Raw genomic sequence first — 21,450 nt, 5'->3', positions numbered from 1 at the left:
CGGCATTATACCGAATGCGGGACGGTCACTGCATCAATCAAAGGTTCGATGTCTGCGATGCGGCCTTCGTGAAATGCCTGGACAATTGCGCTGCCGACAATAAAACCGTCGACATCTTCCCGCAACATATCGACATGGCTTTCTTTCGAGATGCCAAACCCGGCATACACCGGTACCGGGCTCAAGTCCCGGACTTTGCGTGTGAACGCGCCAACTTCTTCTGCCAAATCATCACGGGTTCCGGTAATCCCGGTCACCGTCACCGCATAAACAAAGCCTTCCGCTTCTTTCAGAATTTCTTTCAAGCGGCTGTCGATGGTCGTCAAAGTCACGAGCTGCACGAGTACGAGCCCTTGCTGTTTAGCGAACGGCTCGATCAATTGCCGGTGTTCAAACGGCAAATCCGGAATGATGATACCTGTTGCTCCGGATTTTTTTGCTTCTTCCGTGAAACGCTCTGCGCCGAATCGGAGAACCGGGTTCAAATACGTCATGATGATGAGCGGTACTTTCACTTCAAATTCGAAACCTTTCATCGCAGCGAGCACTTTCTCAAGCGTCACACCTTCCGCGAGCGCCCGGTTTCCGGCCGCTTCGATCGTCGGGCCGTCCGCTACAGGATCGGAGAACGGGATGCCAACTTCAATGGCGGTCACTCCGCGCTCTTGAAGATACTGGATTTGCTCACCTAGTTTTTCGAGTCCGCCGTCACCGGCCATAATATAAGCGACGAAAGCTTTGTGCCCCGCTTCTTTTAATTCTTCTAATCTTTTCATGACAGCCCCTCCAATCTTTCGGCGTATGTCGCCATATCCTTGTCGCCGCGGCCGGATACGCAAATGATGAGAATGTCTCCCTGCCCCATTGCCTGCGCTTGCTTTTTCGCTTCCGCTACAGCATGAGCTGATTCCAATGCCGGGATGATGCCTTCCAAACGGGACATTTCGACGACTGAAGCGAGCGCTTCGTCGTCTGTAATCGCTTCGTATGTGACACGTCCGATGTCTGCAAGATGTGCATGCTCCGGTCCAATACCCGGATAATCAAGGCCTGCGGAAATCGAATGCGCTTCCTGCACTTGCCCCGCATCGTCTTGCAGAAGTTTCATCATGGCTCCGTGGAGCACTCCGTCTGAACCTTTTGTCAAAGTCGCAGCGTGGCGGTCGGTATCGACGCCTTCTCCTGCCGCTTCAGCACCGATCAATCGGACCGCTTCATCATTAACAAATGGGTAGAACATGCCGATGGCGTTTGAGCCGCCGCCGATGCATGCGACGATTGCATCCGGCAGACGGCCTTCTTTATCAAGGATCTGGCGTTTCGTCTCCTTGCCGATGACGCTTTGGAAATCCCGTACCATCGTCGGGAACGGGTGGGGCCCAAGTGCCGAACCGATCAAATAATGGGTGTCTTCGACATTGGTCACCCAATAGCGCAACGCTTCGTTCACGGCATCTTTCAGCGTCCCGCTTCCTTTTGATACACTTTCCACACGCGCACCTAAAAGTTTCATACGGAAGACATTCAGCTGCTGGCGCTTGATATCTTCTTCGCCCATGAAAACGACGCAATCTAAATCGAACAAGGCGCAAATCGTAGCCGTCGCAACACCGTGCTGGCCGGCTCCGGTCTCAGCGACAATTTTGCGCTTGCCCATGCGTTGTGCGAGCAAGGCTTGGCCGATGGCATTGTTCACTTTATGCGCTCCAGTATGGTTTAAATCTTCGCGCTTCAAGTAAATTTTCGGTCCGCCCCACGCTTCCGTCATACGGGCAGCAAAGGTCAGCGGCTGTTCACGGCCAACATATTCGCGCAAATAATCATGGTATTCTTTCTGGAACTCAGGGTCGTTCTTCGCTTCTTCATACGCTATTTCGAGCTCTTTGACCGCTTTCATCAAAGTTTCCGGAACAAACTGGCCGCCGTAGCGCCCAAAAAATCCTACCGGGTCTATTGTTTTCTCTTTTGTTCTCTCCATCGAATCACCCTTTGCCTGTAGTATGAATTGCTGGATCTTTGCTTCGTCTTTTCGGCCGTCCGTTTCCACGCCGCTCGAAACGTCGACCATGAACGGATTGGTCTGGCTGATTGCTGCTTGTATATTATCTGCATTCAATCCACCTGCTAAAATCAGGCGGCTATTATCCAAGTTGGTGTTTTCGAGAAGGCTCCAATCAAATACATGCCCGCTCCCGCCGCGGTATTCGGTCCCTGGCGCATCGACCAATACATAGTCCGCAATCGAACTTTCAAGCTTTCGAACATCTTCTTGCGTCCGGATTGAGAATGCCTGGATCACTGGCACATCAATGCGCCTGATCAATTCATCCGGTTCGTCTCCGTGCAATTGCACCATCGTCAGCGGAACCATCTCGACCGCTGTTGCGATTTCTTCGAAGGAAGCATTGACGAACACACCAATCCGCTCCACCGCTTCCGGTGCGAGACGGGACAGTTGCGCCGCACGCTCCACCGATACGCGGCGCCTGCTCGGCGCAAAAACAAAACCGATCGCATCCGCTGGCGATGCCGCTCTCACGTGCTGTTCTTCCATTAATCCGCAAATTTTCACACGCGTCATTGTCCTGCCTCCTGCCCTGTGGCCCGGCGGATCCACGTTTCCGGATCTTCTGAACGCATTAAGGCTTCTCCGACCAAAACGCCTTTTGCACCGAGTTCATAAGCATAATGCGCATCCGCCGCGCTGTTCATGCCGCTTTCGCTGATCAACACCGCGCTGCTGTGAAACGGGAATTTTTTCGCCAGTTCCGCCGTGCGTTCGAGCGACACTTCGAATGTCTTCAAATTGCGGTTATTGACGCCGATCAGCTGTGCACCGAGCGCCACGGCTTTCTCAAGTTCTGCCGCATCGTGCACTTCTACTAAAACTTCCAAGCCCAAATCATCCGCATAGCGGAATAACCGCTCTAGTTCTTCGTCCGTAAGCGCCGCGACAATGAGCAGAATAATCGTTGCACCGGCAGCTTGTGCCCGCTCAAGTTGTATTTCACTGACCATGAAATCTTTGCACAACACCGGAACCGATACTGCACGCGCCACTTTCCGCAAATCTTCGATGGAACCTTTGAAATACTGTTCATCCGTCAAAACGGAAATGGCGGCTGCACCGGCGCTTGCGTATTTCTCCGCCTGCTCCACTACATCCACTTCCATGCGGATGGCGCCTTTTGACGGGGAAGCGCGTTTGATTTCCGAAATGACTCCGCGGCTTTTCCGCAAGGATTCGATGAGTTTCGGCTTTGCCGGATACTGCTCGGTTAGCGGGTAAGCATGTTCATATGTGGTGATTTCCTGTCTTTTCGTTTCCATGATTTTGTCTAGAATGGTCATACGAGCACCCCCGATGCTAAGCGATGCAATTCAAATACGCGCGCCGTTTCCCCGGAGAGAATCGACTCTTTCGCCTGGCGTACGCCTTGTGCAATGCTTTCAGCACGGCCGCTCACATAAAGGCCCGCTCCAGCATTGAGTGCCACCGTGTCCAAGTAGGCGCTCGGTATGCCGCTGACCACTTGTTCAAAGATCTCGGCATTGCGCTTCGAATCTCCTCCGCGAATCGCTTCAATCGGCGCGACATCCAGTCCGACTTCATGCGGATGGACCGTCATGCTGCGTTTTCCGTTTTCGTCAAAGACGATCAACTGATTCGTTCCGACAAGGGACAGTTCATCAAGCCCTCCTGCGCCGTGGACGATCGCTCCTCTTTTTCTGCCGAGCCGCATAAGCGCATCGGCCATCGGCTCCATCATATCAGGGCGGTAAACACCGCTCATTTGAATGGTGATCGGCAACGGATTCGCAAGCGGCCCGACCAGATTAAAGATGGTCGGCGTGCCGATTTCCTTGCGCACTTGCCGCAAGCTCCCGAGTGCCGGGTGAATGGCTGGTGCGAACAAAAAGGCGATGCCGGTTTGTTCGACGAGTGTCGGAAGTTCCGCGACAGACAGCTTTGTCGAAATCCCGAGCTCTTCGAGTACATCCGAGCTGCCGGTTTTGCTGGACACGCTCCGGTTGCCGTGCTTGGCGACGTTCATGCCGCAGCCCGCCAGGACAAATGCCGTCAATGTGCTGATGTTGAAGCTATCGGATTTATCGCCGCCTGTGCCGCAAACATCCACCAGCTCACCTTTTATTTCGGGAAGCTTCACTGCCTTTTCCCGCATGGCGAGGACCATCCCGACCAGTTCATCGGCCGTCTCGCCTTTTGTATGCAAAGCACTCAAAAACTCTTTCATTTGTTGCGGGTTCATACGTCCTTCGAGCAATTTCAATGCTTGATGTTTCATTGTTTGTTCGTTCATATTCTCTACTCTGCTCATCTCAATCTCTCCTCGTCTCGTTTTAGAATACAAAAATCCCCGCAACCGAAATCTATTCCGGTTGCGGGGACGGTTTTAAACCGCGGTACCACCACGCATTAATGCAATTTTGCACTCACTTAAAAGGCTTACGCCTTTCCCTTTAACGCAGGGGTACGTCCGCCATACTCGCTTCCGCTTTCCGGCTGGCTCTCCTAAGTCCATTCGCACAGCACACCCAATCAGCTCCCACCAGCCGCTGACTCTCTAAATAGATGCCACTGCCTACTCGTCTCATTCCTCGATTTACACTGTTCTGTTCTCATCTCTTCTGGCTCTGCTCTCGAATAGACTTGCCGCTCGTTCAACAAGTTGTTCTTCATACTAAAAGGTTTTGTATATTCTGTCAAGTGTTAAACGATAATTCCCGTTCTTTCTGAAGCCCAAACGAAACTGCTCAGTGCGCTTCGCTTTCTTTAAGCTTAGCCGCACGGTCCCGGAAAAACGGATGGGCATGCCGCTCGCTCGCGCTCAATACCGGCGCCAAACAGCAATCATGAGTCAGTGATAAAGCGTACCACTCCTGCCAGCTTTTGGTCTTGAAAAACGCGGCGACTTCCTTATGCTCCGGCGTTCCCGGCGCATATTCCGCCCAAGCGTGCCAGTCGAAACGCCCCGCCAGCGAACAAAAATTATGCCAAAATTTCTCTTCCAGAGCACCAAGTGTGACATATCTCCCGTCTTTTGTTTCGTAAATCGCATAGCTGATGCGTCCGCCGCCGATTTCCGGAACGCCGTGATCCGATAATCCCCTTGCATGATAGGCATCGTGATTCGGCAAAAATTCCGCCATCACTTCCGCGAGTGCGATATCCAAATAAGCCCCTTCACCGCTCCGGAACTTGCGGATCAAAGCGGCAAGGATTTGTTCACTAGCGAGCAAGCCCCCAGTATAGTCCGCTAACGTATTGGTCGGATGCACCGGTCGGCCGTCTTCACACTTAAGCTGATCGAGTGCACCGGACAGCGCCAAATAATTGAGGTCGTGGCTGCCAAGATGCACCAGTTCCCCCGTTTGGCCATAGCCCGACAATGAACAGTAGATGATATCCTGCTTCAAATGCTTAACGGTTTCATAGTCCAAGCCGAGCTTTTTCATGACACCCGGACGGAAGGTTTCAACCAACACATCGGCAGAACGGATCAAGTCGAGCATCTCCCGCTTTCCGCCTTCAGACTTTAAATCCAAATGAACGATCTGTTTATTGGCGTTATGCGCCTGGTGCACGAGCCCGCCTCCCATTCCGCGCGATGGATCGCCGTTTGGCGGTTCGACTTTGATGACTTCCGCACCAAGCCTCGCGAGCCGCATCCCGGTAAACGGACCTGGCACGTAATAGGTCACATCCAGAACGCGAATACCTGTCAGCGCCCCTTTCACCTACAGGCCCATCCGCTTGGCGATAATGGTTTTCATAATTTCATTCGAGCCGGCATAAATCGCTGCCACCGGGATGTCGCGGTAACGCCTGGCGATTTTGTATTCTTCCATATAACCGTAGCCGCCGTGCAATTGCATGCATTCGCCGGAAATTCTCTTCGCCGTATCCGTCAGCCAGTATTTCGCCATCGACACTTTTGAGACGATATCTTTGCCGGCCATATGTTCTTCGATCAAGGATTCGAGGAATGCTTTGCCGAGTTCGATTTCGGTCGCCATCTCTACCAACTTGAACTGGGTGTTCTGGAAAGCGCTGATCGGCTTGCCGAACGCTTTACGGGATTTCACGTAATCGATCGTCATCTCGAGCATATCTTCTGACGCGATCTGCGCGGCAAGCGCGACGACCAGCCGCTCTTGCTGAAGTTTTTCCATCAAATATGTAAATCCTTTATTTTCTTCCCCGATGAGATTTGCAACCGGCACTTTACAATCTTCGAAATACAATTCTGATGTATCTTGCGCGTGCAGCCCGACTTTGTCGAGCTTGCGCCCTTTCACGAAGCCCGGTGTGCCTTCTTCAACCATCAACAGGGAGATGCCCCGGTGCTTTGGCTCCGCTTTCGTGTCGGTTTTAACGACGACGAGCACATGCGTCGCGTTGATGCCGTTGGTGATGAAGGTTTTTTGGCCGTTGACGATATAATGATCGCCTTGTTTGACCGCCGTGGCGGCGATATTCGCCAGGTCCGATCCCGCTCCTGGTTCGGTCATCGCGATGGCGGTAATCGAGTCTCCGCTGATGAAGCCCGGCAACCAAGCCTGTTTCTGCTGTTCTGTCCCGTATGATTCGACATAAGGAACGGTAATGTCATTATGGAGCCCGACACCGGTCAGACTTGCCCCGACGCGCTCCATTTCTTCTCCGATGATGACGCCGTAGCGGAAATCAAGGCCCAAACCGCCGTATTGCTCTTCTACTTGAGGGCATAAAAAGCCCATATCGCCCATCTTTTTCCAAAACGATTTCGGAATGAGCCGGTCTTTTTCCCATTGATCATAGTTGGGCACCGCTTCTTTCTCTAGAAACTTGCGCAAGGATTTGCGGAACATCATATGCTCTTCTTCTTCAAAACGGTATCTCGCCATTTTCCCCATCCCCCTTTTCTTTCTTTATTTCGGCTGCATGCGGATTGCGCCGTCGAGGCGGATCACTTCCCCATTCAATAACGGATTTTCGACAATGCTTTCCACGAGTTTTGCGTATTCTTCAGGTTTTCCGAGACGCGCCGGAAAAGGCACTGAAGCAGAAAGCGACTCAATCGCCGATTCCGGCAAACCGTCAAACATCGGTGTTTTCATGAGTCCCGGCGCAATCGCCATCACCCGGATGCCGGCGCGTGCGAATTCCCGTGCAATCGGCAAAGTCATCGATACGATACCGCCTTTTGACGCGCTGTAAGCGGCTTGTCCAATTTGCCCTTCAAAAGCTGCGACAGAAGCAGTCGAAATGATGACACCTCTTTCACCGTCTTCATTCGGCTCGTTTTTCTGCATAGCGGCTGCTGCGACCCGCAAGACGTTGAAGCTGCCGATCAAATTGACTTGAATGACTTTTTCGAACCGGTCCAGCGCAAGCGGCTGCCCTTTCGAGACGACTTTTCCAGGCGTGCCGATGCCGGCGCAATTGACGACGAGATTGATGGCCCCAAAATGTTCCACTGCGAGCTCGATATTTTTCTCTACTTGCGCAGCATTTGTGACATCCGTACCGAAATAACTGACTTTCCCACCGCCAAACTCTTCTTCCAATTGCTTGGCGCGCTCCTCGTTCAGGTCAAAAATCGCCGCTTGTCCGCCACTGCTTGCGATATGGCGCACCGTCGCTTCGCCGAGCCCTGATGCGCCACCTGTAACAATTGCTTTTACTTTAGAAAAATCCATCTCATTCTCCCCTTTGCCCAGTTCTATATTTTACGTAAGCCTTTCGATGATGGTCGCATTGGCCATGCCCATGCCTTCGCAAATCGCAAGCAAACCGTAGCGGCTATCCGAACGCTCCAATTCATGCACGAGCGACACCAATAGTTTTGTGCCGGTCGCACCTAACGGATGGCCGAGTGCAATCGCACCGCCGTTAACGTTCAGCTTGCCAGGGTCTCCCCCTATATCTGCGAGCCATGCAAGCGGCACCGGCGCAAACGCTTCGTTCACTTCATAGCGGTCCATGTCTTCGATGGTCAGCCCCGCTTTCTCCAATACTTTTTTCGTTGCGGCAATCGGCCCTGTCAACATCAGTGTCGGGTCAGATCCAACAACGGTACGGGCGAGTATACGCGCTTTCGGCTTCAATCCCAGTTCATCGGCTTTTTCTTTCGACATCAACAGAACTGCGGACGCCCCGTCGCTCATTTGGCTGGCGTTACCCGCAGTGATGACTCCCCCTTCATCAAATGCCGGTTTTAATCCAGCGAGCACTTCTTCTGTCGTTCCGGGTCTTGGTCCTTCGTCTTTTGTGGCGGTTTGCAAGCGGCCTTCTTCATCTGCCGCTTCAACCGGCACGATTTCCTTGTCATAGCGGCCTGCGTCTATTGCGTGCTGTGCACGGTTATGGCTCTGTACGGCATATGTATCTAGCTGTTCACGAGTAAAGCCCCATTTCGCCGCAATCCGCTCTGCCGATAAGCCTTGGTTGATGATCTCGTATTGCTCGGTCAATTTTTTGCTTGGTTTTGCACCTTGCGTATTGGAGAACATCGGAACGCGCGTCATGCTTTCCACTCCACCTGCAATGACGATGTCCATATCGCCCGAGAGGATCGCCTGCGCGCCGAAATGGACCGCTTGCTGGCTCGATCCGCACTGGCGGTCAATCGTCACACCAGGCACATAATCCGGGAATCCGGCAATCAGCGCTGAGGTCCTTGCGATATTCCCGCCTTGTTCACCTGATTGCGACACGCAGCCGAGAATAACATCTTCCACATTTCCTTTATCGACGCCCGCACGCTTGACCAATTCCGCAAGCACGGCGGCCGCCAGTTCATCGGGACGCGTCTCCCGGAATTGCCCTTTTCGCTTGCCGATCGGCGAACGCACAGCTTCTACAATAACTACTTCTCTCATATATAATTCACTCCCTAATTGAAATCGATTCCATTAAACTGAATTGAATGACTATTCACTCATCTAGCTTTATTGTACAAGAACATCCATTAGAATACTACTTGAAAAAGAATGCATGAAAATCATTTGCCACAATATAGCAAAAACCTCCGCAGCATTCGCCGCAGAGGTTTTTTTATTCTTCGATCAATCCTTTATCCACCAAGAACTCCCGCGCTACTTCGTTCGGGATGTCCTGGTCCACATCCACACGCGCGTTCATCGCGAGCATTTCTTCTTCTGTAATCTGGCCAGCCAGATTGTTTAGCAATTCTTCAAGTTCCGGATATTCGTCGAGCGTTTCCATCCGGACGACCGGTACTGCATCGTATTTCGGGAAGAATGACAAATCGTCCTCTGTTGTCTTCAAATCGAACAACTGGATCCGGCTGTCTGTCGTGAAAGCAGGAATGACATCAACATCGCCGCTTTGGACCGCTTCGTACATAATTGCCGGGTCAAAGCTTTCCGTTGCGGAAAACTCGAATGGGTACGTCACCACTAAATCATCAAAACCATCGCCTTGCCGTTCATAGAACGGATGCGGCGCACCAAAACGCATGTTTTCTGATTGCGAGATTTCCGCAAGGTCAGAGTACGTCTTTGCATCATAATCTTTGGTATACGCTAAAGTATAGCCGTTTTCAAAACCGAGCGGCTCGAGCCACGTCGCATTCAACTCTTCTTCATAGCCTGCCCGCACTTCTTCCAACACTTCTTCAGAAGACTGTCCCGGAGTCGACTCGCGCTTCAAGACGTCTTTTAGCCCAGTGCCGGTGTATTCGACGTACAGGTCGATATCTCCGTTTTCAAGTGCCGGCGTCAAAATCGACACTTCTCCTAATCCGTCTTCATAAGAAACGCTATAGTCCGAATTCGATTCAATATATTGCCCGATGATATGCGGCAAAATATACTGCTCTGTCCAAGGTTTCCCTCCGATGACGATCGGCTCCGAATCCCCGCTTCCGCCGCAAGCGGCAAGCAAAGCGGATGTGCCAATCAACATTCCAACTGCTGTTTTTTTCATCAATAATTCCCCCTTAATAATGACTTTGCCCAAAAGCTGTTTGTTTCTAACCCAATGGGTCGGGATTGCGTAACCGCTCCATTTTGGCTTTAGGTTTTCAAGCCTTTTGGCGTTGCGCGTTTTTCAATCGATTTCAAAATGAAATCAAAGCCGATGGCCAGCAATGCGACTGGCAATGCACCGGCAAGCACCAGCGAGTTATTGTACGATTGCAGACCGCGGTAGATGATATCACCTAATCCACCCGCCCCAACAAATGTCGCCAGAGTGGCAATGCCGACCGTTAAGACGGTCGCTGTGCGGATACCCGCCATGATGAACGGCAGCGCCAGCGGCAATTCGATTTGGCGCAGAATCTGCGTTCTAGTCATGCCCATTCCGCGACCGGCTTCGATCGTCGAGCCGTCGACTCCAACGATGCCAGCGTATGTATTGCGCAAAATCGGCAGGAGCGCGTAAATAATGAGTGCGATTAAAGCAGTCGGCGACCCAATGCCAAGAATCGGCACGAGAAAACCGAACAGCGCCAAGCTCGGAATCGTTTGAAAGATAGCAGTCACCCCGATAATAGGCTCAGCAAACCGGCGGTAGCGTGCAATCAAGATACCGGTCGGCAAAGCGATTGCAATGCCGATCGCCACCGCAACAAACGATAAATAAATATGTTCGAGAAATGCGTTTTGGATCATATCTTGGCGGCTGATGAGCGTATCGATAAATTCCATCATACGAGCGCCTCCTTTTCCTCATGAAGCGCTGCTTTTAATAATTCCCGCTCTCCGGCAAAGCCGATCACTTCGCCGTTTGCCACAACTGCAAGACGCGGCTTTCCGCTTTTCTCCAACAATTGATGCGCTTCACTGACGGTCATTTTGGCCTCTACCTGCTCCGCTTCTCCTGCCCACGCAGTGTCCAACAGGAACGAAAACTCTTTCAAGCGGCGATCCCCGAACGAACGTTTTTGGTTGATGCGTTCAGCACCGATAAAGCTGTGGACAAATTCATTCGCCGGCTCGTCGATCAATTGCTGCGGCGTGCCGATTTGTTCAATCTGCCCATCTCGCATCACTACAATAGTATCAGCAATTTTCAAAGCTTCATCCATATCGTGCGTAACAAAAACAATCGTTTTATGGATTTCCTGCTGCAAATGGCGCAGCTCGTCCTGCAATTGTTCGCGACTAATCGGATCAAGCGCCGAAAAAGGCTCGTCCATCAAGACGATGTTCGGATCTCCCGCAAGCGCCCGGACAACGCCTACTCGCTGCTGCTGCCCGCCGCTTAGCTCCAGTGGGTAGCGCTCCATGAAGATGGCCGGGTCCAACCCGACCAGTTGCAGTAATTCTTTGGCGCGCTCTTCTGTCTTGTCTGCCGGCCAATTCAACAACTTTGGAACGAGTGAGACGTTTTCCTTAATGGTCATGTGCGGAAACAGGCCGATCCGCTGAATGACATAGCCGATTGACCGCCTCAGTTTCACTTCATCCATCTCGGTAATCGGCTCGTCGTCTATGTATATGGCTCCTGCCGTCGGATTCTCGAGCTTGTTCACCATCTTCATCAAGGTCGTTTTGCCGCAGCCACTCGGGCCGATGATAGCGGTCAGCTGTCGCGCAGGCAAGATGAGCGAAATATCTTTCAACGCTTCTGTACCATCCGGAAATTGTTTCGTGACCTTGTCAAAGCGGATCATCCGCCTCTCCCCCTTTCAATCGGTCGTTTCCCTATACCCTTTCACACAGGCCTTTACTCCTGCGGCACTGCTTCAAATTTCAAGTGTACAGGGTTGGCGATTTGCTCATAGCCGATTTCCTGGTAAATTTTATTCGACGTTCCATTGCTTAAGTCAGTGTACAATATGGCAAAATCATATTCTTCTAGAAGCTCTTCGGTCACTTCGGCAACCAACGAGCGTGCATAGCCTTTTTTCCGCAGTTCTTTTGGCGTAAATACAAACGATACGGTAATACCATGCTTGGAGGGTCGCGCTTTCTTTACACAGGACACCGTACGGCCTTCATGCTCCCAAAGAAACACTTCTTTCCGGTTGATGAAATCGGCTATTTTTTCTTCGGCTTCAGCTTGCGCCGGACTGCCGTTGCCCGTCTCTTCCCCGAATAACAGATACCAATCGATCAGCAGCGGGGCGTCGAGCCGATTCGCCACACGCCAGCTGCCGGGGCTTTTCGGGAGTTTTTTCCGCACCGCATCGATGCGGTATAAGCCCTGGTCCATCGCGACATTAGCTTGTTCACCGGTATAGCCGCTCCATGCCTGCGCGAATTTCTGCGCCGCTGCTTTATCGCCGATGACGCCCGGGACAACGAGGCCCGCCTCATGGAACTTTTGCGCAACCAGTGCTTCAGCTCCCGCGGATTCACGCAAGACAATCAGTTGCAGCGGATGTGGAGGCGTCATTAAAGCAAGCGCTGCGACGCCTTCCACATCTTCCGCCAGGCCGATTACGAACTTTTCATAGCGCCCTTCTTTAATCTGTGCCAGAACGCCGAGAAATAAACTATAACGATCTTCCTTCTTCGACAGCAACGCCCACGCTGCTTCAGCATACGCACTACTATCTTGATACCATTTCCATTCCATGACTCCACACTCGTTTCCATTAAATTCATTTGATTAATACTTATTAGCTAAATCCTACTCATTTCCTCTTTTCGCTTTTGAGAAAACAAAAACGCAGGCTCATTCGGCCCGCGTTTCGTTAATCCAATTCCATTTGTTTTGTTTCGGTTCCAAGAAAAGCAACTGCCGAAGCACCGATCAAAATCGAGACGCAGAAAATCGCAAATATGATATTGATGCCAAAGCCCGCCGTCAGCATCGAGCCGACTAGGAGCGGCCCTAAAATTCCACCGATACGCCCAAAAGATGCGGCCATTCCTGTGCCGGTCGCCCGGATGACGGTCGGGTATTGCTCGGGTGAGTATGCGTAAAGCGCTCCCCACGCACCGAGGTTGAAGAACGACAACAATGCGCCTGAGACGAGAAGCCCCGTCACAGTTTCCACATTGCCAAACGCTAAAGCAGACCCGGCAGTTCCGATCAAATACGTCACCAGAACGAACTTCCTGCCGGCGCGCTCGATCAGCCAAGCCGCCGAGAAATACCCTGGCAGCTGCGCCAGCGTCATAATCAATACATATTGGAAACTTTGAATCAACGGAAATCCTTTCATCACCATGACGCTCGGCAACCATAGGAACATTCCGTAATAGGAAAAGACGACGGTAAACCAGACAATCCACAGCATCATCGTCGGACGCCGATACGTTTTCGACCAAACTTCACGGACATTCGTGGAAACTGAACGCAACACGTTCTTTTTCGCAGTAAATTGTGGTGAATCCGGCAAATTGAGGCGCAGGTAAAGTGCGTAAAACGCCGGCAATGCCGTCAGCAACAGCGCGACCCGCCAACCGTACGTAGGAATGACGAAGTACGAAATGATCGCAGCCACCAACCAACCGGCTGCCCAAAAACTTTCCAGCAAAACTACGATGCGGCCACGGTCTTTTGCCGGGACGCTCTCAGACACTAACGTCGCTGCGACCGGCAGCTCCCCGCCAAGCCCCATGCCGACAAAGAAACGCAGGATCAAGAAAGCTGCTAGCGTGGTGGTAAAGGCGGAAATGCCGCTTGCCACCGAAAAGAGCAATAAAGTAATGATGAAGATCTTCTTGCGGCCGACACGGTCTGCGTAAACCCCGAAGACGAAAGCTCCGACAGCCATCCCGATGGAGTTGACGGCACCGATCCAGCCCATTTCCTGGGAAGTGAGGCCCCAGTCTTGATGGAGTGCGGCGATGACGAAAGCCAAAATCCCGACATCCATGGCATCGAAAAGCCAGCCGAGTCCAGCTACCCCCAATAGTTTGCGTTGTGAAATTGTTTTTGTCGTTTTCTCATTTGTGATGGTCATGTACTTTCCCCTTGTCTTGACACTTGTCACAGATTATTTACAGCTTCACTATACGCCTCTAGGCATGTCGTGACAAGCATCGCCGCTTGCTGCGCTTGCAGAAGCATTTCAACAGAAGCCGCAAACATCGCCGTTTCACTGTCGCGAAGCTCCACTGATTCGGCCATGACCAATTGCACAGCAAAAGGCAATGCCCATTTCTTGTACCAGCGGAACAGTTTTGACCCTTCCAGTTCGCGCATCATTTCCGCGACAGACTTCAGTGCAGCCCCGTCCGCTTTAGCGATCGCCAAAAAGCCGACAACCGGATAATGCGCTGAGCGGACCTTTATGTTTTCCGCCTTTAAAAATCACGGATTGCCACGACGCGCCCAGCCCCCTCCGGCTGAAACGAAGGCGAATCAAACGCCATCGCCTGGCTGAGCCATTGCAGATGATTTCCTGGCGAGAACCCTTGCGGCCGCAGTTCGGTATAGTAACGGTTCATCGTCTAAGCCCGTTCTTTCAGGTTTCCTTCGCGCCTTCCAAGCAGCACCACATACGGAATGTCTTCACTTGAAGTTAAAAACGGCTGCTGGGCTTTCATCGCATCATACAATCCCCTTGCCCTCTTTGCTTCTTCCGGCGCTTCCATCACCAAACCGCCAAGATACGTATACGCACTCTTCCAAAACTTCTCTTGCACCAGCGCCTGCTGATTGGCGTTCAAGCGCACCAAGCCTTGCGCCACCGGTTCATCCTCTAACACCAGATAAGCGACAACAATGTGATGAAGATGTGCACGAAGCGGCGAAGCGAATCCTTCTGTACTTTTGATCAATTGGGAAGCTTTATTATGGATGTCCGCATCGAATGCGCGACCGCGGCTCAGGTAAATCATCGTGACAGCGAGCGCGACTTGCTTAGCCCAGCGTTTTAGACACTTGCTCAAACGTTTCTTCGATCTTTTTTATTTCCATAGAAAACGCCTCCTTGACCGTTTGTACGGTCAAGGAGGCGCAAAGTTTCAAGTTATGCAAGAAGAACTAAGCTAAGAGCCATTACGAGCATCCCGGCAATTAATCCGTAAATCGACAGATGCGCTTCATCGTAGCGCTTCGCTGCCGGCAGCAATTCATCCAGTGAGATGAATACCATGATGCCCGCCACCCCGGCAAAGACGATGCCAAATAAAGTGTCGCTGAGAAACGGCATCAAGAATAGCCACGCGACAATCGCGCCGAACGGTTCGGCTAAGCCGGAAAGAAAACTGTACTTAAAAGCTTTTTTCTTGCTGCCGGTTGCGTAATAAATCGGCACAGAAACCGCGATGCCTTCCGGAATATTGTGGATTGCTACAGCAATCGCAATCGCGATGCCGAGCGCCGGATCTTGCATTGCGGACATGAACGTCGCAATGCCTTCCGGAAAGTTATGGATGGCAATTGCCAAGGCCGTGAAGATCCCCATTTTCCGGAGCCGTGCATATTCGTCGTTCGTCGGGCCGTCATCCATATCTTCAACCGTTTTCACTTCATGCGGATTTCCCAGTTGAGGCAATATACGATCCAACACTGCCATGAAAATCATGCCGCCGAAAAAGCCTAGAAGCGTCAGCCAATAGCCGTTGGTTTCCCCGTGGGCAGCCGTCAAAGCATCTTTTGATTTAAAGAAAATTTCGATCATTGATACGTAAATCATTACACCTGCTGAGAAACCGAGTGACACAGACAGGAATTTCGTATTGGTACGTGAAGCAAAAAAGGCTATAAAACTGCCGATCCCTGTTGCAAGTCCAGCGAAAACAGTTAAGCCCAGCGCGAATAACACCGTACTGTCCATAAAGCCAACTTCCTTCCGTTTCTAATGAATAAGGTTATTCTACGCCAAAAGTTTCCTTCGTGCAACTTTTTTTAACACGGAAAGTTTTCCCATTATTCATGCAGCTTATGAACGGATCAATCGCCCGATTTTTTCCCAATCCGAATCCCGATATTCACGGACAACAGGATTGTAGAATACACTCGCCGGATGGAAGGTCGGAAAAATATGATAGCTCTCTGTTGTTTTTTCGAATGAAGCGTTTTCCTCGTCCCAATAGAAAATCGGCGTCTCGATTAAAGTTCCGTGCAATTGCGTAATTTTCGCTTTTGGGCCGACAAGCCGCTGCAAGCCGATATTTCCGAGCGTCACAATCAAAGGCGGCTTCGTCGCACGGATTTCTTCATCCAATATCGGCGCATGGGCAATGATTTCTTTCTTATTCGGTGTGCGGTTGTATTTCCGCTCCACTACTTCACCGTTCCGCTTACGTTTTTCTCCCCATTTATACGGGCGGCTTCTGACCGCACTCGTAATATAGACGTCTTCTCTCGACAAACCGATGTCTGCAAGCGACGCCATCAATTCTTTTCCGGCGCGGCCCGTGAACGGGATGCCCGTCTCCACTTCGTTCTCGCCCGGCGCTTCCCCGACCAGCATCAAAGCGGGCTTTTCCGGACCACTTCCCCAAACAAAGCCTTCGACTGCATATTCCGCTATGCGTTGTTTTCCCCATTCGGCCAAATCTTCTGGAATTCGATACATCGTCATCACCTTTTCTTTTTTTATTGCGAAATAACCCCTTATTCGCCGTTATTAGTAGCTTTTTCGTTGTTTCCATGTCAGATAATCTAACATCAATTAAAAATAATGCTTGCATTGTCAGAAAATATTGATTAATATGTTAACAAACCTAACATAAAAGATTCATGTTAGAAAACCTAACACGAGGAGGAAGAAGCATGAAAAAGATTGAGACTATTATCCGCCCTTCGGTTTTTGCAGATGTTCGGCAAGCCTTAGCTCTAGAAGGAATCGACGGCTTGACCGTAACGGAAATCGCCGGAATCGGCAAGCAGGAAGGGCGCATTGGCTTGTTCCGTGGAAATACTTACCGCATGGAATTCTCTCCAAAACTAAAATTGGAGATGGTCGTCGAGGATGACAAAGTCGAAGACATCATCCAAGCGCTGCTCGATTACGCCTCCACCGGGAAAGTCGGAGATGGAAAGATTTTCATCTTGCCTGTGGAAGAAGCCATACGCATCAGAACAAAAGAACGCGGCGCTGTCGCGATTGGATAAGGGGAGATTATTATGGAAGCTGTACAAAGTTCAGTCGATATGCTGTGGGTCATGCTCGGAGCAATGCTTGTATTCTTCATGCACGCCGGATTCGCTATGGTGGAAACCGGATTTACCCGCTCTAAAAATACCCTCAATATTTTAATGAAAAACATGATCACCATTTCACTTGGATCGATTCTTTACTTCATTGTCGGATACGCCATTATGTTCGGTCCATCTTCATTTGGGTTAATCGGAACAGAAGGATTCGCGTTGTCAGGTGTAACAGACATCGGGTTCTTCGTCTTCCAGGCAGTTTTCGCCGCCACATGCGCGACGATCATCTCAGGTGCCGTTGCCGAACGCATGCATTTGACCGCTTATATTTTGCTGACTGTAGCCATGACAGCCATCATCTATCCGATTGTCGGACACTGGGTATGGGGTGGCGGTTGGTTGTCTCAAATCGGCTTTATCGACTTTGCCGGATCTACCGTCGTCCACTTGACAGGAGCTGTCGCAGCTTTTGTCGCAGCATGGAAAATCGGACCGCGCCTCGGGAAATACTCCGGGAAAACCGTCAACTCGATTCCCGGCCATAGCTTGCCACTCGGCGCTCTCGGCGTCTTCATCCTGTGGCTCGGCTGGTTCGGCTTTAACGGAGGCAGTACGCTCGCAGCAGATCCTGCGCTTGTCCCGCCAGTCATCGCCAACACCTTGCTTGCCGCATCTGCCGGCGTTTTGGCGACGGCGCTCTACACCCGCTTCCGCTACGGCCGGATTGATGGCACGCTTACAATGAACGGCGCGCTTGCAGGTCTCGTCGGAATCACCGCCGGAGCTGCCAACGTATCATTCCTCGGCGCGATCGTCATCGGACTGCTAGCTGGGATCATCATGACTGAAGCTGTTCATATATTAGATACGAAAATTCGTGTGGACGATCCGGTAGGGGCTGTATCCGTCCACGGTATTGCTGGGATTTGGGGAACTCTTGCAATCGGTTTCTTCGATGTCAACAACGGGCTTCTTTATGGAGGCGGTGCTGAAATTCTCGGAATCCAAGCAGTCGGCATACTGGCCGTCGTCGCCTGGGCATCCGTCACTACAGGAGCTGTGCTCTTTCTCATCAATGTCGTGACGCCGCTGCGTGTGACAGCTGAAGAGGAAGAAATCGGATTAGACTTTTCGGAACACGGTTCCCAAGCTTATTCGATGCAAGACGTGTTGCGCGGTTCATCCGGCCGAACAGACAATTTTGCCGACCGGCTGAATCAGTTGGGAGACGAACGTCCCGTATCCGGGAAAGTATAATAGAGAGAAAAAACATAGGGGTCATAATAAAAATAGAAACCGAACAGAGAAGCGTCCTTCTCCGTTCGGTTTTTTCATTTTTTATAATTCCCGTACGCTCGCCTCTTCGCTCTGCACTTGCCTGCGCTTGCGGAACTGCCGCTCCCGCATCTCATACCAAATGGCAACTAGCACAAACCATGTATAGCCGAGGAACATGCCCGCCAACACGTCTGAGAGATAATGCTCGCCCCCCGCAACGCGGGACAAAGCCACCACAACCGACAGGGCAATGGCAGTTCCCCAAATCAATAGCCGTGTCGATTTATTCGCTGCTCTTCCCCCGAGAAAATAAGCGAGTGTGAATAAATACAATAACCCGACCATTGCATGGTTGGATGGAAAGCTATAAGACGCGAGTTCTTGAGGAAAATCCGGCCTTGGCCGCTCAAACCATTCTTTCAGCAAATGATTCAGCGCGTTCCCTGCACCGACTGTGAGAAAGACGAATAGCATTCCTCTGTAATCTTTCCGGAAAATCCAAAGAAATAGCAGAAGCGAAAAGCTGACAGTGAAGATCACCCATTGGTCTCCGATAAAGGACATCGCATCGAGCCAACCGATCCCACCTATTAGGGAGGCTGCCCGCTCGTCCAGCTCCCGCACCGGTTCTTGCTGATAATAGAACAAAATACCGAAAAATCCGAGCAGCGTAGCCATTGCCAGCGGATAAAAAATACGTTTCATTCCCTACACCTTCTTCCTTAGCGCTACCTGATCATAGGGCTTGTTGGAAAGTCTTACTATACCAATACCCTTTAGGAAACAAAAAAACCTGCATAGAAGTAAACTTCCACACAGGTTCCATATTTCCTTGTTTGGATCACAATCAGCCTTTACGAATTAAAACACACGCAAATCCGGCAATCATTCATTTGCTGAATCGGAATGTCCATATCGTAGATTTCTTTTAAAGCGGCCGATTGGATGATTTCTTCTGTCGGGCCATCTTTGACGACACGGCCGTTTTTCAATGCGACAATCCGGTCCGAATAAACGGAGGCGAAATTGATGTCATGCAATACGATGACGACCGTCTTACCGCGTTCGTCCACGAGGCGGCGCAAGATTTTCATAATCTGCACCGAATGTTTCATATCCAAGTTGTTCAGCGGTTCATCGAGCAAAACATAATCCGTGTCCTGTGCGATGACCATCGCGATAAAGGCGCGTTGGCGCTGGCCGCCCGACAACTCGTCCAAATAAGAATCTTCCATATCTCCAAGGTATCGCCTGGTCGACCATTTGTTCATCTTCTGCATTCAAACGGCCTCTCGAATATGGGAAGCGCCCAAACGATACCAGTTCACGAATCGTCAAGCGCACATTCATGAAATTCGACTGCTTTAAAATGGACACACGCTTCGAAAAGTCCTTTGACTTCATTTGCTTCTTGTTGGTATTATCAATCAGCACTTCTCCGGTATCTGCATCCAACAAACGGCTGACCATCGACAATAGCGTCGATTTCCCCGCGCCGTTCGGTCCAATAAACGACGTAATTTGCCCTTGCCGAATATCGACCGATACATTTTCCACAACTTGTTACTTGCCATACAATTTTGTCAGTTCCCGAACTTGGATCATTTAGACCGACTCTCCCTTAATAGCAGATAGATGAAATAAATACCACCGATGAAATTGATGATGACGCTGAGCGTCGTATTGAACGCGAAGACGCGCTCTACGACCCATTGGCCGCCGACCAGCGCCAAAATGCTGATGACGCTCGCTCCCGTGATCAACACGGAATGCTTATATGATTTAAAGAACTGGTAAGACAAATTCGCCACGATTAAGCCGAAAAACGTGATCGGCCCGACGAGTGCTGTCGCGATGGCGATCAACACCGCCGCGAGCACGAGCATTTTCTTGACGATTGCATCGTACTCGACACCCAAATTGACCGCCGTATCCCGACCGAGCGACAACACATCGAGCGAGGCATTATGGCGCCAAGCCAAACCGAAGCATCGACACGAGAATGCCGAGCCGCGTCGCATCAAGTGTACCGGCAGTGGTCGGAGAGGCGAATTTATTGCGACTCAATTGCTGCATGATGAGCCCAGCCATGCTCATGCCAGCCCCGCCAATAAAATCGCGATGAGTCGCGGAAAGCGGCTGACAAGGAAAATCTGTGTTTCTTCTGAAGTGAAATCCAAAAGATCTGCCGGACTGATGCTGCTGACCCCAACAAACAGGGAAACTAAAGACAGGACGATCAATATTGGTATTAAAATACGTTTTTTCATGAATGATGCTCCCTATCCGCTGTTCCATATAATTAAGAATGATAATTATTATCAGTTATTAACTGATTTTTAGTATAGCAGTATAAAAAATAGCGTTAAGGGTTAATTGAGAATCACTTTCAACAGACTTTTTTCCCCACAATGTTCACCGTTTATTCGGATTCGTGGAGCTTTTTCTATTCACCCCACCTAGATGTGGGGGTTATGAGATTTTGAGTGGAAGGTTGAAAAGTGCGAGCGGTTTGTTTTAAGAATCATCTAGATATCCGCCGCCCCGCTTTGGGTTGGCCTCCTGCAGTGAGCCCGGAAAACCACCTGTCTCAGTGCTTCGGCTCACCCGTGAGCGCAAGGCGGCTTTTCATTCCCACTGACTCTAGCCTGTAAAAATTGCGTTACTCCTATAGATTTCATCCACTGGTGGGGAAATCGCTTCCTTAGTGGAGCGTAGTGAACAGAAAACTGATTTAACCTGCACAGTGAATGACCAGAATAACTTTTGCGACACCTTTTCTTGGAAATCTTATTAAGTGTCGATTTTATTAACAGTGAGATCTTTGCTATTGGTTGCTAATTTAAAAGTTGAAGAAAATACCAACCAATATAAACATAGAGATGGAGCGCAGGTCGGCGACGCCTGAGGGAGCAGCGAAGCGACGGGTTTGAGAGCCCCAGCAGGAGCGCGCGGTTTTTGCGCGACGAGGAGGCTCGATTCCCGCCCATACCTGTCAACTTAAGAAATTCCCGCGGATTTTTCGCGGGAATTTCGAAGTGGTTTAGGTTTGGTTTTGTGTGGAACTGGCAATAGAAATAATTAAGAACGCCAAATAAACCTCCGGGCGGGAGGCTGATTTTTTGGGTTCTTCTACT

Annotated in this window: 21 protein-coding genes, 3 pseudogenes and 1 other annotated feature; of the genes and pseudogenes, 2 read left to right on the top strand and 22 right to left on the bottom strand. The window is 50.7% G+C overall.

Translation table 11 applies throughout. From position 1 onward, the window contains the following. Window positions 1-5: 5 nt before the first annotated feature. The 18 genes from trpA to J7E21_RS14605 all read right to left on the bottom strand — a co-directional run bounded on the left by trpA (window position 6) and on the right by J7E21_RS14605 (window position 16,457). Entirely contained in the window at window positions 6-776 is a 771-nt protein-coding gene (gene trpA / locus J7E21_RS14680) for a tryptophan synthase subunit alpha (protein ID WP_215109086.1), read from the bottom strand. Next, window positions 773-2,581, bottom strand: coding sequence for a tryptophan synthase subunit beta (gene trpB, locus J7E21_RS14675; RefSeq protein ID WP_215109084.1), 1,809 nt, complete (start codon window positions 2,579-2,581; stop codon window positions 773-775). The genes trpA and trpB overlap by 4 nt, the downstream gene beginning before the upstream one ends. Then, window positions 2,578-3,351: an indole-3-glycerol phosphate synthase TrpC gene (gene trpC, locus J7E21_RS14670; RefSeq protein ID WP_215109083.1), complete on the bottom strand. Its 774-nt coding sequence runs from the start codon at window positions 3,349-3,351 to the stop codon at window positions 2,578-2,580. The genes trpB and trpC overlap by 4 nt, the downstream gene beginning before the upstream one ends. Then, window positions 3,348-4,340, bottom strand: coding sequence for an anthranilate phosphoribosyltransferase (trpD, locus tag J7E21_RS14665; protein WP_215109081.1), 993 nt, complete (start codon window positions 4,338-4,340; stop codon window positions 3,348-3,350). The genes trpC and trpD overlap by 4 nt, the downstream gene beginning before the upstream one ends. A gap of 62 nt (window positions 4,341-4,402) precedes the next feature. Then, window positions 4,403-4,630: a binding site (T-box leader), on the bottom strand. Between the two features lie 146 nt (window positions 4,631-4,776). After that, window positions 4,777-5,760: a CaiB/BaiF CoA transferase family protein gene (locus tag J7E21_RS14660; RefSeq protein WP_215109080.1), complete on the bottom strand. Its 984-nt coding sequence runs from the start codon at window positions 5,758-5,760 to the stop codon at window positions 4,777-4,779. Then, window positions 5,761-6,909 (bottom strand): acyl-CoA dehydrogenase family protein, encoded by a 1,149-nt coding sequence (locus tag J7E21_RS14655; RefSeq protein WP_215109079.1) that lies wholly within the window; start codon window positions 6,907-6,909, stop codon window positions 5,761-5,763. It lies immediately after the preceding gene. A gap of 24 nt (window positions 6,910-6,933) precedes the next feature. Beyond that, the gene (locus tag J7E21_RS14650; protein ID WP_215109077.1) at window positions 6,934-7,704 is read right to left on the bottom strand and encodes a 3-hydroxyacyl-CoA dehydrogenase; all 771 of its coding nucleotides are present in this window, start codon (window positions 7,702-7,704) and stop codon (window positions 6,934-6,936) included. 30 nt (window positions 7,705-7,734) lie between these two features. Continuing rightward, entirely contained in the window at window positions 7,735-8,886 is a 1,152-nt protein-coding gene (locus J7E21_RS14645) for a thiolase family protein (RefSeq protein WP_215109076.1), read from the bottom strand. Window positions 8,887-9,061: 175 nt separating this feature from the next. Beyond that, window positions 9,062-9,955, bottom strand: coding sequence for a glycine betaine ABC transporter substrate-binding protein (locus J7E21_RS14640; RefSeq protein WP_215109075.1), 894 nt, complete (start codon window positions 9,953-9,955; stop codon window positions 9,062-9,064). Window positions 9,956-10,044: 89 nt separating this feature from the next. After that, window positions 10,045-10,683 carry an ABC transporter permease gene (locus tag J7E21_RS14635; protein WP_215109073.1) on the bottom strand — a complete coding sequence of 213 codons (639 nt, stop codon included), beginning with the start codon at window positions 10,681-10,683 and terminating at the stop codon, window positions 10,045-10,047. Next, window positions 10,680-11,648, bottom strand: a complete 969-nt coding sequence (locus J7E21_RS14630; RefSeq protein WP_215109071.1) for an ABC transporter ATP-binding protein — start codon at window positions 11,646-11,648, stop codon at window positions 10,680-10,682. Before J7E21_RS14630 ends, J7E21_RS14635 begins: the two co-directional genes overlap by 4 nt. A 53-nt stretch (window positions 11,649-11,701) precedes the next feature. Beyond that, a complete protein-coding gene (locus tag J7E21_RS14625) occupies window positions 11,702-12,556 on the bottom strand; it encodes a GNAT family N-acetyltransferase (protein WP_215109069.1) in 855 nt (284 codons plus the stop codon). A 118-nt stretch (window positions 12,557-12,674) separates the two neighbouring features. Next, window positions 12,675-13,892: an MFS transporter gene (locus J7E21_RS14620; RefSeq protein WP_215109067.1), complete on the bottom strand. Its 1,218-nt coding sequence runs from the start codon at window positions 13,890-13,892 to the stop codon at window positions 12,675-12,677. 26 nt (window positions 13,893-13,918) lie between these two features. Next, complete coding sequence (locus tag J7E21_RS16375) at window positions 13,919-14,185, bottom strand: DUF4003 family protein (RefSeq protein ID WP_251048041.1); 267 nt, start codon at window positions 14,183-14,185, stop codon at window positions 13,919-13,921. A gap of 50 nt (window positions 14,186-14,235) precedes the next feature. Further along, the gene (locus J7E21_RS16370) at window positions 14,236-14,379 is read right to left on the bottom strand and encodes a DUF4003 domain-containing protein (protein ID WP_251048040.1); all 144 of its coding nucleotides are present in this window, start codon (window positions 14,377-14,379) and stop codon (window positions 14,236-14,238) included. 3 nt (window positions 14,380-14,382) lie between these two features. Next, complete coding sequence (locus tag J7E21_RS16365) at window positions 14,383-14,823, bottom strand: DUF4003 family protein (RefSeq protein ID WP_251048039.1); 441 nt, start codon at window positions 14,821-14,823, stop codon at window positions 14,383-14,385. An 80-nt stretch (window positions 14,824-14,903) separates the two neighbouring features. Next, the gene (zupT, locus tag J7E21_RS14610) at window positions 14,904-15,713 is read right to left on the bottom strand and encodes a zinc transporter ZupT (protein ID WP_215109065.1); all 810 of its coding nucleotides are present in this window, start codon (window positions 15,711-15,713) and stop codon (window positions 14,904-14,906) included. Between the two features lie 105 nt (window positions 15,714-15,818). Beyond that, entirely contained in the window at window positions 15,819-16,457 is a 639-nt protein-coding gene (locus J7E21_RS14605) for a uracil-DNA glycosylase (RefSeq protein ID WP_215109178.1), read from the bottom strand. A gap of 197 nt (window positions 16,458-16,654) precedes the next feature. On the opposite strand from J7E21_RS14605, the gene J7E21_RS14600 reads away from it, so the two are divergent. Next, window positions 16,655-16,996: a P-II family nitrogen regulator gene (locus J7E21_RS14600; RefSeq protein WP_215109064.1), complete on the top strand. Its 342-nt coding sequence runs from the start codon at window positions 16,655-16,657 to the stop codon at window positions 16,994-16,996. A gap of 12 nt (window positions 16,997-17,008) precedes the next feature. Beyond that, a complete protein-coding gene (locus J7E21_RS14595; RefSeq protein WP_215109062.1) occupies window positions 17,009-18,292 on the top strand; it encodes an ammonium transporter in 1,284 nt (427 codons plus the stop codon). An 81-nt stretch (window positions 18,293-18,373) separates the two neighbouring features. Here J7E21_RS14595 and J7E21_RS14590 read toward each other — a convergent pair whose 3' ends face one another. From J7E21_RS14590 to J7E21_RS16620, 4 genes and pseudogenes are all read right to left on the bottom strand, one after another. Continuing rightward, window positions 18,374-19,018 carry a phosphatase PAP2 family protein gene (locus J7E21_RS14590; RefSeq protein ID WP_215109060.1) on the bottom strand — a complete coding sequence of 215 codons (645 nt, stop codon included), beginning with the start codon at window positions 19,016-19,018 and terminating at the stop codon, window positions 18,374-18,376. 149 nt (window positions 19,019-19,167) lie between these two features. Then, window positions 19,168-19,822: pseudogene (locus J7E21_RS14585) on the bottom strand (iron ABC transporter ATP-binding protein). A 92-nt stretch (window positions 19,823-19,914) separates the two neighbouring features. After that, window positions 19,915-20,286 (bottom strand): annotated as a pseudogene (locus tag J7E21_RS16360) (iron chelate uptake ABC transporter family permease subunit); the annotation flags it as partial. A gap of 7 nt (window positions 20,287-20,293) precedes the next feature. Further along, window positions 20,294-20,583: pseudogene (locus J7E21_RS16620) on the bottom strand (iron chelate uptake ABC transporter family permease subunit); the annotation flags it as partial. Between the last annotated feature and the right edge of the window lie 867 nt (window positions 20,584-21,450).

Source organism: Planococcus sp. ISL-109, from assembly GCF_018613655.1.
GTDB lineage: Bacteria > Bacillota > Bacilli > Bacillales_A > Planococcaceae > Planococcus.
Note: the sequence above shows the minus strand (reverse complement) of the source record. Positions and strands in the feature narration are given on the sequence as shown.

What these genes read in the sequence shown, in the direction of transcription:
- trpA (WP_215109086.1), bottom strand. Translation starts at nt 776, where the DNA reads ATGAAAAGATTAGAAGAATTAAAAGAAGCGGGGCACAAAGCTTTCGTC.
- trpB (WP_215109084.1), bottom strand. Translation starts at nt 2,581, where the DNA reads ATGACGCGTGTGAAAATTTGCGGATTAATGGAAGAACAGCACGTGAGA.
- trpC (WP_215109083.1), bottom strand. Translation starts at nt 3,351, where the DNA reads ATGACCATTCTAGACAAAATCATGGAAACGAAAAGACAGGAAATCACC.
- trpD (WP_215109081.1), bottom strand. Translation starts at nt 4,340, where the DNA reads ATGAGCAGAGTAGAGAATATGAACGAACAAACAATGAAACATCAAGCA.
- J7E21_RS14655 (WP_215109079.1), bottom strand. Translation starts at nt 6,909, where the DNA reads ATGGCGAGATACCGTTTTGAAGAAGAAGAGCATATGATGTTCCGCAAA.
- J7E21_RS14650 (WP_215109077.1), bottom strand. Translation starts at nt 7,704, where the DNA reads ATGGATTTTTCTAAAGTAAAAGCAATTGTTACAGGTGGCGCATCAGGG.
- J7E21_RS14645 (WP_215109076.1), bottom strand. Translation starts at nt 8,886, where the DNA reads ATGAGAGAAGTAGTTATTGTAGAAGCTGTGCGTTCGCCGATCGGCAAG.
- J7E21_RS14640 (WP_215109075.1), bottom strand. Translation starts at nt 9,955, where the DNA reads ATGAAAAAAACAGCAGTTGGAATGTTGATTGGCACATCCGCTTTGCTT.
- J7E21_RS14635 (WP_215109073.1), bottom strand. Translation starts at nt 10,683, where the DNA reads ATGATGGAATTTATCGATACGCTCATCAGCCGCCAAGATATGATCCAA.
- J7E21_RS14630 (WP_215109071.1), bottom strand. Translation starts at nt 11,648, where the DNA reads ATGATCCGCTTTGACAAGGTCACGAAACAATTTCCGGATGGTACAGAA.
- J7E21_RS14625 (WP_215109069.1), bottom strand. Translation starts at nt 12,556, where the DNA reads ATGGAATGGAAATGGTATCAAGATAGTAGTGCGTATGCTGAAGCAGCG.
- J7E21_RS14620 (WP_215109067.1), bottom strand. Translation starts at nt 13,892, where the DNA reads ATGACCATCACAAATGAGAAAACGACAAAAACAATTTCACAACGCAAA.
- J7E21_RS16370 (WP_251048040.1), bottom strand. Translation starts at nt 14,379, where the DNA reads ATGAACCGTTACTATACCGAACTGCGGCCGCAAGGGTTCTCGCCAGGA.
- zupT (WP_215109065.1), bottom strand. Translation starts at nt 15,713, where the DNA reads ATGGACAGTACGGTGTTATTCGCGCTGGGCTTAACTGTTTTCGCTGGA.
- J7E21_RS14605 (WP_215109178.1), bottom strand. Translation starts at nt 16,457, where the DNA reads ATGTATCGAATTCCAGAAGATTTGGCCGAATGGGGAAAACAACGCATA.
- J7E21_RS14600 (WP_215109064.1), top strand. Translation starts at nt 16,655, where the DNA reads ATGAAAAAGATTGAGACTATTATCCGCCCTTCGGTTTTTGCAGATGTT.
- J7E21_RS14595 (WP_215109062.1), top strand. Translation starts at nt 17,009, where the DNA reads ATGGAAGCTGTACAAAGTTCAGTCGATATGCTGTGGGTCATGCTCGGA.
- J7E21_RS14590 (WP_215109060.1), bottom strand. Translation starts at nt 19,018, where the DNA reads ATGAAACGTATTTTTTATCCGCTGGCAATGGCTACGCTGCTCGGATTT.